This window comes from Mesorhizobium sp. WSM4842 (assembly GCF_055901575.1).
Map to the genome: position 1 here is coordinate 7,132,503 of NZ_CM148372.1, position 12,346 is coordinate 7,144,848.

The following is a 12,346-nucleotide window of genomic DNA, read 5'->3' on the forward strand; positions in this document are numbered from 1 at the left end:
AGTAAACGATGCTCAGTGGAATGGCCGACCGTGGCGACGCTCAGATATATTATGAAGTTCGTGGAAGCGGTCCACATCTTCTGCTGATTTCGGGCGCCGGCGGTGACGCCGGGTATTTCTCAGGTCTGGCTGAGGATCTTGCCAGCGCCTTCACAGTCATAAATTACGACAGGCGGGGCAACTCACGCAGTACGGGCCGCTCTGAGACGCCGATCACGGTCGCGCAGCAGTCGGATGATGCGCGCGCGCTGATCGACCAGCTTGCCGGCGGCAAGGCCCTGGTTTTTGGAAACAGCGCCGGAGCGATCGTCGCGCTTGATATTGCAGCCCGTCACCCCGATGTCCTGCGCGGCGTGATCGCGCATGAGCCGCCCGTCACCGGGATGCTCGCTGACGGGGACCCGTTGCGGGGTTTTTTCGACCGCATCGGCGCGCGCTACCGTGAAGCGGGCGCTCAAGCTACTGTCTTCGAGTTCCTCCAGGCCGTCCGGGGCGAGGGCAGCGAAAGCACATATATCTGGCCGGAAGATCTCCAGGCGAGGTTCCTTGGGAATGCCGACCACCTGTTTGGGAATGAATGGGCGGCTTGGGGACGCTTTGTTCCCGACGAGGCAGCACTGCGCAGCGCCAAATTCCCTATAATTCTCGGCGCGGGTTCAGCTGACCGCGGGCTGTTCTATGCCCGGCCATCCGTCGAAATTGCGCGGCGGATTGGCGTTCCCTGGGTTGAGTTTCCAGGCATCCACCTCGAATTCATGCCTCGTCCCGCTCTTTTTGGCGCGGCAGTCCGTGTGCTGGCATGCCTGATGCACACTGCGGCGGACGCCCTCCCCGAGGCGTGGAATACCGAAGCTGGGGGATGAACGCGCAGCGATCCCCCCACTCGTGATTGACACGATTGTTTCGGGAAGCGATGGGCAGCTTCAAAATGTCCCGTCGACGCGCACCAGAGCTGCCATGCCACTAGGATAAGCATCATGGTTCTATGAGGAACGAAGGGCTGGTTTTCCGCTTTGTCAGCCAAAACCGGACTGACAGCACACGTCCCAAAGACTGCAGATGCGAACATTCTGCTTCTTCGGCTTTTACCGGTTGCATGGAAGGTCGAGCGAGTGCCATTGTACCATCGTATTGTGTGCTATGACACATCAAACAGTGTGCTGAGACGAAGCGGTGCGGTGCCTTACGCTGACTTCCTTGCCGAACTTGAGCGCGCCGGCCTCAGTGTGCGCACCTTTGCCGAGTTGATTGGTATGAACCCCAATTCGATCACGAACTATGCAAAACGGAGAGCCCTGCCGCAGCACATCGCCCTTGTTGCCGTGCTCGTCGCGGAAATGGCCGCTAGCGGGGTCGACTATCGCACCGCGATTGCCAAGGTTGCGCCGACGAAGAAGCCGCGCGGCGCTACTCGTCGCGGCCGTTTCGGCGGCGATCGCCAGGCAAGTCTGGATTTACGTTCGTGAGCGCACCACTGGCAAACGGCCATAACCATGACTGACTGGCTGGCCCGGCTCGAGCCCTTCGGCGCCGACCGCATGCGCTGCACTCGCTCGATGCCGACGTCGACCGTGAACTATCCGCAAGCCATTGATCTGGCATGTTGATTGAGGCGGATAGCGGCTTTGGAATTGCAGGATTGGCGGTTTATGAGCGCTGTTTTCCTGCAATTCGGTTTTGCGATTCCCTTGTGCTGCGGAGCGTGATTCACTCGGTTCGGCGGCGGCGAATCGAGGGGACGGCGAATGTCCAAGCCACGCGAGAAGCGCGAGACGGGAGAGCAGGATCTGTTCCGCTCCAGGCTCGATCAGATCATCAACTTGAAGCACGAGCTGGTGCGGCTGGCACAGGCGATCGACTGGCCGGTGCTGGAGGAGCGTTTCGGCGCCGTCTATTCGGACGGCCCCGGCATGCCGCCGCTGCCGACCCGGCTGATGGCGGGGCTGGCGATCCTCAAGCACACCTTCAACCTGTCGGATGAGGTGCTGTGCGAGCGCTGGGTGGAGAACCCTTACTTCCAGTATCTCACCGGCGAGACGTTCTTTTGCCATACGCTGCCGTTTGACCGCTCCTCGATGACGCGTTGGCGCAGCCGTATGGGCGAGGAGCGGATCGTGGCGCTGTTGCAGGAGAGCCTCAGCCTTGCGATCAAGACCGGGGCGATGAAGCCGGCCGACACGCGCCAGGTCATCGTCGACACGACCGTGCAGCCGAAGAACGTCATGTTCCCGACCGACGCCAAGCTCATCCACCGGGCGCGCGAACGGCTGGTGCGACTGGCCAAGAGGAAGGGGCTCCATTTGCGCCAGAGCTATATGCGGGTCGGCAAGCTGGCGCTGATCAGCCATCAGCGCTATGCCCACGCCAAGCAGTTCAAGCGGGCGAACAAGGCGCTGCGCAGGCTCAAGACCTATCTCGGCCGGACCATCCGCGACATCTCTCGCCAGATCGCCGGCGATGCGGGGCTGGACGCGCTCTTCAAATGGCCGCTCTACCAGGCGGCCACCGTTCTCGAGCAACGCCAGCGCCAGCGCGGCCGCAAGATCTACAGCCTGCACGCACACGAGGTAGAATGCATCGGCAAGGGCAAGGCGCATGTGCCCTATGAGTTCGGGGTGAAGGTGTCGGTGGCCACCACGCTGAAGCGCTCCAAGGGTGGCCAGTTCGCCCTGCATGCAAAAGCACTGCCCGGCAATCCCTATGACGGCCACACGCTGGCAACCGTCATCCCCGACATGGAAAAGACCATCGGCAACGAGATCGGCCGCATCCTCGCCGATGCCGGCTATCGCGGCCACAACGCACCGCAGAGCCACAAGTTCAGGGTCTTCACCGCCGGCCAGAAGCGCCGCGTCACCCCAGCCATCAAGCGCCAGATGCGGCGGCGGTCGGCGGTCGAGCCCGTCATCGGCCACATCAAGAGCGAACACAGAATGGGCCGCAACTACCTCGCCGGCCAGCAGGGCGACGCCCTCAACGCCATCCTGGCCGCCGCCGGCTACAACTTCTCCCTCCTGCTCAGGTGGCTGAAGGATTTTTTGTCGCTCTTGATCGCCCTGCTTCAACTTCGGTCGAAGTCGGTCGCCGCTTAGCGCCCGGATTGTTCACTGTCGACGCCGACGGGCCTGAGCTTCTGCCCTATGCCACGCTGACCAGCGCACGACGTGACAGGAATTCGATCCTGGGTGTCGTCGGCGCCGTCTATGAATGGCAGGATGCACCGCTCGTCTTCCTAGTCGACGCTGATCAGATCGACGGCAACGAGAAAATCCACCAACTGCGACGCTTGCTGGCAATGCGAGGCGACGCGCCATATCTCGGCATCGTCGCTTCCGGTCGGCTCGACGTCTACGCCATCGCGCTCGATCGCAAAACGCCTGCCCAAGCGCGTATCGCTATCGACGAGTCGACCGAAACGGTCAAGGATTTGTTCCCGCATCTGGCCAATCGCCGACCCCGGGCCGCGCGAGTCGATCATGAGCTTTGAGAAGTCTCCGTTTTGCCATCGCCCGCTCCCCATGCCCAATCTGCCGGGAGCGTTGTTGAGTCGGACGGGCGAAGAAACCAAAACTGGTGCCTGACGGTGCCAATCCACAGAGATCGGAGCCCCCGTATCCAAAATCCGATGCAGTTCATGTTCTGTTCGATCTAAGCGTACGATTTCGCACTGCTCTTGTTCTGACCCCATTTATGTGTTCCGCTCGTTTGCGCGGTCGTTCTGGAAGGCGCTCTGTCACGCCAGCGAAGAAGTCGGCTACGAAGTGCAGTAGACCGAGGCGGCCGGTCGTCACCTCACTTCCTCACTTGGCGAACGTCACCCACTCTTCCAGCGGCGCGCGATCGGTGCGGAACTCGTTTTCCGGCTTGGACGTATCCTCGTAACCGAGCGCCATGCCGCAGACGACGATCTCCTCGTCGGGAATGTTGAGCACTGACCTGATTTGCCGGTGATAAGGCGCGAACGCCGCCTGCGGACAGGTGTGCAGGCCCATGCCCCGCGCCGCCACCATGATGTTCTGCAGGAACATGCCGTAGTCGATCCACGAGCCCTTGTTGAGCCGCCGGTCGACGGTGAAAATCATGCCGACCGGAGCGTCGAAGAAGACGAAGTTGCGGTCGTGCTGCGCGCGCATCCTATCCACCTCACGCCGGCCGATGCCGAGCGCACTGTAGAGTCCGAAGCCGTTGGCCCGCCGCCGGCTGAGATACGGTTCGAAGAACTGGTCGGGATAGTAGCGATACTCGTCCCACTCGGCCTTTTCGGCGCGGACGCCGGAGTTGAGGATGGCGTCGGTGATCTGCTGCTTGACCTCGCCCTTGGTGACGTAGACTCGCCAGGGCTGCATGTTGGTGCCCGAAGGTGCACGCGCGGCAACAGAGAGAATGGCGCGGATCGTCTCGTCATCGACCATGTCGGGCAGGAAGGCCCGCACCGAACGGCGCGACGTGATCGCCTCGTCGACGATCGCCGCATCATCTGTAACTGTAGTCCTGTTTTCCAGCATGGGCCGTCCTTAGCGTATGACCCCGGAAACCGGAAATCGGTTTCCGGAAAGCATCATGCGCAGTCTAGAAATGCTAGAGCGTCCTTTGCGCGTCCAATTGGACGCGCGGCGCTCTAGCGTGGGTCTCAACCGGACGCCCCTCAACTCGCCGTTCGTAGCCACGGCCGCGCATAGCGAAGAAATCCCCGAGAATGGTCCAGTCAGGTTCAGGCGCCACCGTGTTCATGCGGACGCCCCGCCGCATGTATAGGTCGAAGCTCGCACTGGCCGACCAAACAATCAGCGCCTGGAAATACTGGTAGCAGGTTTCCTGTGGCACTGGATGGGCGGCGAGCCAAGTGAGTCCATCCGCAAAGCTCTGAGTGTCGGCGAGCTCCTTATGCAGATCAACGCGCTTGGGCCATTCGGTGTCCGAGAGGGAGGCGAAATTCACGATCGAAGCGCCCTTGGGCATACGGCAAAGAAGTTCATATGAGAGATGGCGTGTCCCGAGATAATTCACGCGTGCAACAATATCGCGGTCCAGTATGCGGGGGACGCCGGCGGCATTCACAAGACCGTCGATGCGTTCCGGGAATTTGGTAAGCGCTGCATCAATCTCTTCGGGCGCACTCTGGTCGATCTGAATGAAGCCGTCCAGCGTGACAGTGGGATCACCTCGAGCGAGCCGATGACGCGCGCGCCTTCGCACCGGGCAAGACGGGCGACTTCGCTGCCGACTCCGGAGGAGACACCGGTTATGACGATGATTTTACCTGTAAGTTTCAACGGCTTCTCCAATTTAATGGCTGAGGGACGGCACTCTCGTGCAGACGACCTTCCAAACGAGTTGGCCTGATGAGGCGCGCGGCGTCCTTGACCGGAGCCGCCGCCGCTCAATTGAACTTCTCAATGACCGCCAGAGACCGCGCCCGCGCGTGCCGTTGCCCGACTTAAGCGTTGGTCCCACCTCGCGATCGAAAGATCGATGCGCCGTTAGGCGCTGTCCTTATGCAGCATCGGGCAAGATTGATAAAATCGATTGTTTGTATGAATCTTATCGGCGCTGTGGATACAGGACGCCGCTCTGATTTGGTCTTTTGAGGCTGCCGCTGAGCCCTTCGGCGCCGTTGCCGACGTACGGATTTGCCCGCATCGGCTTCTTCAAGCCGGCGCATGTGAAGTGACTTCTGGCGTTTGCCGTTCGCGCGCTGATCATCGCCCGCAAGAAGCTGGTCGGGCAAGGCGTCATGCAAACCAGATCCGCGGTGTTGTCGTGGGTGTTTCAGTCCCGCTTAATCAAACAGGAGCTGCAGGCCGGCGAGGGAATAGCCGGGCTATCCGCCGCCGTGCAGAGCCTCATTGCAGCGCGTGCCGCGATGCACTCGGCCGTCGGCAATCGATGGCAACATCAAGAACGTCGCGAAACGTTCCACGGCATGCCGCCGGCTAATGATAGTCCCAGGCGTCGACAACCTGACCGCGCTCGCGTTCTCCGCGGTGGTGGACGCTTTAGGCGCTCCCGCGATCTGGGCGCCTATCTTGGCCTGGTGCCACGCCGCTTCCAGTCGGGCGAGGTCGACTACATGACAGAATGTCGAAATGCAGCGCCGGCGGGTGCGTAACCCTGCTCTATGCGGCGGGCGATGTCATGCTGACATGCTTATCGAGACGCATTGAAGCGGTGATGTCACGTTGTCTGCATATAAACGCGTTGAGACCTGCGGCCGCTGATGTCAGCTGACCACGGTCACGGCTTTCCATTCCGCCATGGCCTGCAGCCGGTCAACATGTGTGGCGAGAGCGGAGCGTTTTGAGTAGGGCGGGACGAAGAGATTGCGCAGAGCCGAGAAGATCGAAACGAAGCGTTGCAGTGCTCCTGGTGATCGGAAGCCTTGCGTGGTCCGCTCCCGTTTTCGCAGCGGCACATGTGCATTCTCCGCCCGGTTGTTCAATCCCTTGTGCGACCGGTGCTCGACGTGCGGCATCACCTGTCGCCTGGCTGCTCCATAGGAGCGCAGCTTATCGGTGATCATGCGCTTCGGCGCGATGCCTTGCTTCTTCAACAGCCGTGTCAGCAAGCGCTTGGCCGCCTTGGTATTACGGCGGTTCTGGACGATCTCGTCGAGCACATAGCCGTCCTGCTCGATGGCCTGCCACAACCTGTTCATGCCATCGGGTCTATGCGGTTCTGTCGCAAATCGTGCTTTTGGTCACAACGGGACGCTTTCGCGCCGATGATCATGCTGCAAGGATTTCGAACCGCTCGGCGATCGAGGGACGTGGATTATGGCGAACCTCGCCTGCCGTTACGCATCATGTGAACCATCTCGATGCCGGAAAGGACGGCATCGGCACTCGCCATCGACTTGAAGCCGAGCATCGACCGATTGCGGCGCTTGGTGCGCCGATGGTCCTGCTCGATCCGATTGTTGAGGTACTTGCTCTTGCGGATGCGGATCGGCTTCAGCGCTGGTCGCGATCGATTCCGCAGACGGTGTTCGGCGTCGCAGGAAATGATCGCCTCATGATTGGTCGGGCTGCCGTCGATGACGATGCGATCCGGTCTGCCGTGGCGCTCCAGGGCCTTCCGGAAGAAGCGCTTGGCTGCCGGCAGGTCGCGGTGTTCGCTGAAGAAGAACTCGACCGTGTCGCCGACGCCGTCGGTGACGGCGCGCTTGCGCCGTTGAAGCGCTCCAGAAGCTGGGGCGAGAAGTGGACGACCCAGCGGTGCACAATCGAATGGTCGACGTTCAGGCCGCGTTCGGCCATCATCTCCTCCAGATCGCGCAGGCTGAGATTGTAGGCCAGATACCAGCGCACGCACAGCAAGATCACTGATCGGTCGAAATGACGGCCTTTGAACATAGCAAGCGAGCTCCCCGAAAAAGAGAGGCCTTCGTGCCAGATATGGGTTGCCATTCCGTTTGCGACAGAACCATCTGCCGGCTATGCGGCAGGCGCTATGCCGGACAGCGGCTGAAAACGCTTTTGGCCTGGCATGAACAATATGCCCCCGACGAGTGGGAAAAACATCGCAATGCGGCGATCTACGTTCTTCCAGGTAATCGCAATCCCCTGATCGATTTCCCCGAATGGGCCCCGCGCCTGCAGCTTGAAGGCTGACGAGATCGGTCGTGTCGGGAGGCACGCGCCTGGGCAGTGGCTGGGACAAGGCGCCAGGCTCGAACCGCCATAACCGCAATGGCGATGTTCGCCGCGATCCACACAAGGACAGGAAGCGCAAGCGGCCAGGAAAGCGTGGCAAGCAGGACGAGCGAACCTGTAAGCTGCAACAGGAAATATGGTACGCCGTAAAGGCGACGACGATCTGCTGGTGCACGGCGGAGGCGACTTGCGAAATGCGCGACGCCACCTGGCCGGCGAAGAGATCGTGGAAGAGGGCTACCGCATAGCCCTCTGATTCTCTCTAGGTATGCTCTCGGCGATGTCCGCGGGGGGTGATGGAGAGCGGACATGCCGCTCCTGCTGACCAACGCAACGCAGCAAGGCGTCAAGAGCGAGCTTTCGTCCCTCATGCCGGCTCGATCGAACTCGGAACAGCGATCACTTGGATATCTTAAGCATCGCGGTCCCGATCAACGTAATGCCGATGGAGGCCAACCGCGCCAGGTCGAGGCGCTCCTTAAGGAAGAAGACACCAAACAGCACAGCGAACACCATGCTTGATTCCCGGACTGCGGATACCAAAGCCAAAGGCGCTTGTGTCATTGCCCAAGTGACAATCCAATATGCCAACAGAGAAATCATGCCCCCGAGCACTCCGACCTTCCAGCATTTCTGCAGCGAGACCCTAACCTGCCCCCTTCGCAGATACAATGCCAGCAAGGTTATCGGAATACCGTTGAAGAGGTGAGACCAGAAGTGTAGCTTTCTGCGCTTTCGGCAAGACGGGCGCCTAAACCATCTACGACCGTATATCCGGCGATAAATACGCCCGTGCCCACCGCATACAGCATTGCTTTTGGTTCCCGGAAGCCTCCCGCGCCACGCGTCAGGGTTAGGCTCATGATACCCAGAGCGATAACAACAACCGAAAAGCCAGCCTGCATGGTCAGTGTTTCACCCACGATCGCGACGGAGATGAACGCTACGACCAGCGGTGAGCAACCCCGAGAAATGGGGTAAACGTGGCTCAGATCTCCATAACGATATGCATTGATCAGAAACACGCAGTAGGCAGTATTAAGCACACATGAAGCCCAAATATATGGCCAGCTTTCTGGCGTCGGGAACGCCACAAATGGGACAACCACCATACCGACGGCAACCTGGCTCATCATCATGACTGCTATCATGACTAGCCTGTCGGCATTCACCTTGACCAAGGCGTTCCATGCCGCATGCAAAACAGCCGCGCCAAACACCATCGCAAACACTCCCGTCGTCATATCAAACTCCGTGTTTGGTAGTGTCCACCCTGGTGTCCATCTCGGCTCGTCTCGGTTTTAGCAACTAACTCCTGCGACGTAGCGGGTTGTAGGAGGTTTGCGACAAAGCCTTATTCGACCTGGATTGCCGGCCATGACGACGCGGATCGCCACTGCAACGTCGGCGATCAGGGCGGCAACGCCGGCGGTCTCCGTTTTGGTCGGCCATCGAGCATGGACGACAAGTCCGCCGACGACGCCAAAGGCAGAGGCTTTCGAGCAGATTTCTCGACATGCTGCAAGGACGGCAATGGTCGAACGTTGCCGTTTAGGCCGAGAGGCGGTCGCGCATGGTGGTTGATCCGAAAACCGCTCTACCGGAAAACGTTTTCTCTCCAGGTCACAGAAACAGCGGATGCCTGGGTACCTCTTGCAATGAAAACTATGTGGTGATCGATAACTTCCCGTTGTCGCCCCCGGGCCCGCTTGGGGGGGCCGCTTCGCCGACGAAGCCGAGGTATGCGCGATGTAATTTTTCCACTCCTTTGGCGAGATGATCGACAGACATGGATGCATAGCCAAAGATATATCCGGCTCGTTCATCGGTCGGGGATGAGAACAGGCGTGTGACGGGATAGATTCCGATGTCGTGGTTTCGAGCGGTATCTGCGAAACGCGCCTCTTGCCCGGCGCAAATCGTGTTGACCCACACGACGACGTGAAGTCCCGCAGTCGTGCCGACGATCTCGATATCGTCCGCAATTGCGCGGATCATTGACGCCAGAAATACGGCGCGTCTTTCTGCGTTAAGTCTCCGCATCCTGCGGACATGCCGCTCGTAAGCACCAGTCTCGATCAGCGCCGCGAGAGCCTCTTGCTCGAACGTGGACGTGTGCCGATCGGCGATCCGCTTGCAGTCGATGAAGGCCTCGACAAGTGGATGCGGAAGTATGATGTATCCGAGCCTGAGCGTTGGTGACAGGATCTTTGAGACCGTTCCGACATAGATGACGCGGCCTTGCCCAGAGAGATAGAGAGGCGGAAATGGGGTCAACGTCGTACCGATATTCGCTGTCGTAATCGTCCTCGATGACATCAGCATTGGCCGACGCGGACCACTCCATCAAGGCTTGGCGACGCGCAGCAGGTAAAACTCCTCCCAGAGGAAACTGGTGGCTCGGAGTCACGTACGCCACCGCAATGTCGCCAGTCTCAGGAAGCTTCGTGGTGTCTATGCCATCAGCGCCACAGGGTACTGCAACGATGTTTGCTCCGACGGCGAGCATGACGTTCTTGGCCATTTCATAGCACGGGTCTTCGACCACGACCCGGTCACCGGGGTTGACAAGGACCCGAGCACAGAGGTCCAGTGCCTGCTGCGATCCGTTCACAACGATGATCTGGCCGAGATCGCAGCTGATGCCCCTTGACCGCCAGACGTAGCCCTGCAATGCCTCCCGCAAGGATCGGCTTCCTGCTGGGTCATCGTATCCCAATCTGTCGCGATGCCTGAGAAAGGCGGTGTTCAGCGCTTTTCGCCAGGGGGCCTTTGGAAAGTCTCCTGCTGCAACATCCCCGTAGCGGAAATCGAACTTGAGCGGCGGCCTGCCTGCGGTGCTGTTCGACGGCAGAGTCATCGCACGAGTTGCATAGGCTGAAAGCTGGCGAGCGGGCATCGCCGAACAGTCGGGCGGAGCGACCGGGCTCAGCCGCCCTGCTGAAGCAACCCACGCTTTCCGTCCCTGCTGTACCCGGACATAACCCTCCGAAATGAGTTGGTCGAATGCGGCGGTAACCGTCGTCCTCGAAACACCCAGTTCTTCCGCAAGCGAGCGACTTGAAGGTAGAGCGTCACTGACACCGTACACTCCGGCCTGGATCTGCTTGAGCAGGGATTGATAAATTCGACGCGTCGCTCCTGTCCTGCGAGAACCCTCCTTATACTGGACTAGTGAAAATCTCCATAAGTGGCAGTTTAATTTGGGCCAGTGAACTGCAATATTGGTCTGCAGTCAAGGACGCGATCGTCACTGGTCGCGCCGCTCATGGATTGCTTGCACTTGAATTGATGGAGTTGCCTGGATGTTTGAGGATCCCATCATCGATGGTCGAATTCAGAATATTGCATCGGGATTTAGAGCCGTGAGCGTCTACGTCGATGCGACTTCAGCTGGAGAAGGACATTTCGATCCTCGATTGCTTGCTGAAGCCTGCGATTGCGTGTTGGCGGGTGGCCCGGCTTGGGCAGAAGCTCATCTGTTGAGTTGGTCCGACGCCTACGTCCTCTTTGGCGCGAAGCCTACCCGCACGCCGTGCTCAGCCCAGGCCATCAGAAAGCGGGTTCTGAAAGACGGCACCCTTCCCACGATCAACCCAGTCGTCGATCTCTACAACGCCGTCAGCCTGAAATACGCAATCCCGGTGGGTGGAGAGAACTACGACGCCTATGTCGGGAGACCCTTCCTGACGATCGCGGACGGGACTGAGACATTCGACACTCTGATGAACGGGGAGGCAATCGACGATCCTCCCCTATCGGGAGAGGTCATCTGGCGCGACGACATTGGCGCCACCTGCAGACGCTGGAATTGGCGACAAGGAACTCGAACCCGCCTGGAGGCCGCAACAGGCCGGATATGGTTCATATTGGAGGCGTTGGAAACCATGCCCGACGAAGCGCTCGCGGAGGCGACGGATGCCCTGGTCGAAGGGCTGAACGCGTTGATGCCGGGCTGCAGGATCGTCAGCCAAGCTATCGCCATCACCAAATGACGTTTCCGGTCGAGCGATCGCATCCATTAATTTGAATGAGAATTTCAAGGGCTGAGAGAATGAATGTCGATCTCCATCAGTTGCTCATTGTCTTTGCTGCATATGTCATTGCCGCGGGAAGCCCCGGCCCCAGCAACATGCGCATCATGGGCGTGGCGATGGCTCGCGGCAGAGGTGCTGCGCTCATGCTCGCCTCGGGTGTTGTCAGCGGCTCGATCTTCTGGGGTTTGATGGCCTCGACCGGCATCTCCGCCCTGTTGGCCAGGTACGCCCAGACACTGCTCGTTCTGCAGATTTCCGGTGGCCTCTACCTGCTATTCCTCGCCTTCAGGGCGGGACGGTCGGCGCTTACGTCGAACGAGAAGCTGGCAGCGCGCGCGTCGGCCGACGAAGTCGCTCTTTCACGGGGTGAGCTCTATAGAAGGGGCCTCTTGATGCATTTGGCGAACCCTAAATCCGTGCTGGCATGGATCGCGCTCGTCGCGCTGGGGATCGGCCCGAATTCGTCGTGGCAGAGCATCGCGGCGATATTGGGTGGCTGTGCCGTCCTAAGTGTCACGATCTTCTGCGGCTACGCCATTGTCTTCTCCACACCGCCGATGGTGGCTCTGTATCGCCGCTGTCGCCGCTGGATCGAAAGTCTGCTGGCGGTGTTCTTCGCGTTCGCCGGGCTGCGCATGCTGCTTTCCCGTATGTAGT

12 protein-coding genes and 6 pseudogenes are annotated in these 12,346 nt (G+C 59.9%); 9 read left to right on the forward strand and 9 right to left on the reverse strand.

All coding sequences use genetic code 11. From position 1 onward, the window contains the following. Positions 1–8 precede the first annotated feature (8 nt). From AC0NIE_RS34480 to AC0NIE_RS34500, 5 genes and pseudogenes are all read left to right on the forward strand, one after another. On the forward strand, positions 9–863 hold the full coding sequence (locus tag AC0NIE_RS34480; protein ID WP_473482454.1) for an alpha/beta fold hydrolase: 855 nt from the start codon (positions 9–11) through the stop codon (positions 861–863). A gap of 315 nt (positions 864–1,178) precedes the next feature. Then, positions 1,179–1,466 (forward strand): XRE family transcriptional regulator, encoded by a 288-nt coding sequence (locus AC0NIE_RS34485; protein WP_473488843.1) that lies wholly within the window; start codon positions 1,179–1,181, stop codon positions 1,464–1,466. Positions 1,467–1,745: 279 nt separating this feature from the next. Then, positions 1,746–3,092: an IS5 family transposase gene (locus AC0NIE_RS34490; protein WP_473488844.1), complete on the forward strand. Its 1,347-nt coding sequence runs from the start codon at positions 1,746–1,748 to the stop codon at positions 3,090–3,092. Positions 3,093–3,100: 8 nt separating this feature from the next. Continuing rightward, complete coding sequence (locus AC0NIE_RS34495; protein ID WP_473488845.1) at positions 3,101–3,487, forward strand: hypothetical protein; 387 nt, start codon at positions 3,101–3,103, stop codon at positions 3,485–3,487. A gap of 199 nt (positions 3,488–3,686) precedes the next feature. Next, a pseudogene (locus AC0NIE_RS34500) lies at positions 3,687–3,770 on the forward strand (sarcosine oxidase subunit gamma); the annotation flags it as partial. Positions 3,771–3,800: 30 nt separating this feature from the next. Here AC0NIE_RS34500 and AC0NIE_RS34505 read toward each other — a convergent pair. Together AC0NIE_RS34505 and AC0NIE_RS34510 are read right to left on the reverse strand one after the other, a co-directional pair. After that, the gene (locus AC0NIE_RS34505) at positions 3,801–4,505 is read right to left on the reverse strand and encodes a nitroreductase (RefSeq protein ID WP_473488846.1); all 705 of its coding nucleotides are present in this window, start codon (positions 4,503–4,505) and stop codon (positions 3,801–3,803) included. Between the two features lie 73 nt (positions 4,506–4,578). Further along, on the reverse strand, positions 4,579–5,196 hold the full coding sequence (locus AC0NIE_RS34510) for a Rossmann-fold NAD(P)-binding domain-containing protein (RefSeq protein WP_473488847.1): 618 nt from the start codon (positions 5,194–5,196) through the stop codon (positions 4,579–4,581). A gap of 436 nt (positions 5,197–5,632) precedes the next feature. Between AC0NIE_RS34510 and AC0NIE_RS34515 the strand changes: the two are divergent. Then, a pseudogene (locus AC0NIE_RS34515) lies at positions 5,633–6,144 on the forward strand (transposase); the annotation flags it as partial. A 76-nt stretch (positions 6,145–6,220) separates the two neighbouring features. Here the strand turns inward: AC0NIE_RS34515 and AC0NIE_RS34520 are convergent. Then, a pseudogene (locus AC0NIE_RS34520) lies at positions 6,221–6,646 on the reverse strand (IS6 family transposase); the annotation flags it as partial. A 79-nt stretch (positions 6,647–6,725) separates the two neighbouring features. Beyond that, positions 6,726–7,352 (reverse strand): annotated as a pseudogene (locus tag AC0NIE_RS34525) (IS6 family transposase). On the opposite strand from AC0NIE_RS34525, the gene AC0NIE_RS34530 reads away from it, so the two are divergent. Continuing rightward, positions 7,335–7,610, forward strand: coding sequence for an endonuclease (locus AC0NIE_RS34530; RefSeq protein WP_473488848.1), 276 nt, complete (start codon positions 7,335–7,337; stop codon positions 7,608–7,610). The pseudogene AC0NIE_RS34525 and the gene AC0NIE_RS34530 sit on opposite strands and share 18 nt — an antisense overlap. 62 nt (positions 7,611–7,672) lie before the next feature. On the opposite strand, the pseudogene AC0NIE_RS34535 reads toward AC0NIE_RS34530, so the two are convergent. The 5 genes and pseudogenes from AC0NIE_RS34535 to AC0NIE_RS34555 form a co-directional block, all read right to left on the reverse strand. Beyond that, positions 7,673–7,893, reverse strand: a pseudogene (locus AC0NIE_RS34535) (ABC transporter ATP-binding protein); the annotation flags it as partial. A 158-nt stretch (positions 7,894–8,051) separates the two neighbouring features. After that, complete coding sequence (locus AC0NIE_RS34540) at positions 8,052–8,333, reverse strand: EamA family transporter (protein ID WP_473488849.1); 282 nt, start codon at positions 8,331–8,333, stop codon at positions 8,052–8,054. Between the two features lie 2 nt (positions 8,334–8,335). Beyond that, positions 8,336–8,896 (reverse strand): EamA family transporter, encoded by a 561-nt coding sequence (locus tag AC0NIE_RS34545; RefSeq protein ID WP_473488850.1) that lies wholly within the window; start codon positions 8,894–8,896, stop codon positions 8,336–8,338. Positions 8,897–9,317: 421 nt separating this feature from the next. Beyond that, complete coding sequence (locus AC0NIE_RS34550) at positions 9,318–9,977, reverse strand: aminotransferase class I/II-fold pyridoxal phosphate-dependent enzyme (RefSeq protein ID WP_473488851.1); 660 nt, start codon at positions 9,975–9,977, stop codon at positions 9,318–9,320. A gap of 76 nt (positions 9,978–10,053) precedes the next feature. Continuing rightward, positions 10,054–10,743 (reverse strand): annotated as a pseudogene (locus AC0NIE_RS34555) (aminotransferase-like domain-containing protein); the annotation flags it as partial. 214 nt (positions 10,744–10,957) lie between these two features. On the opposite strand from AC0NIE_RS34555, the gene AC0NIE_RS34560 reads away from it, so the two are divergent. Both AC0NIE_RS34560 and AC0NIE_RS34565 read left to right on the forward strand, forming a co-directional pair. After that, positions 10,958–11,647 (forward strand): B3/B4 domain-containing protein, encoded by a 690-nt coding sequence (locus AC0NIE_RS34560; RefSeq protein WP_473488852.1) that lies wholly within the window; start codon positions 10,958–10,960, stop codon positions 11,645–11,647. Positions 11,648–11,706: 59 nt separating this feature from the next. Continuing rightward, positions 11,707–12,345 (forward strand): LysE family translocator, encoded by a 639-nt coding sequence (locus AC0NIE_RS34565; RefSeq protein ID WP_473488853.1) that lies wholly within the window; start codon positions 11,707–11,709, stop codon positions 12,343–12,345. Position 12,346 lies beyond the last annotated feature (1 nt).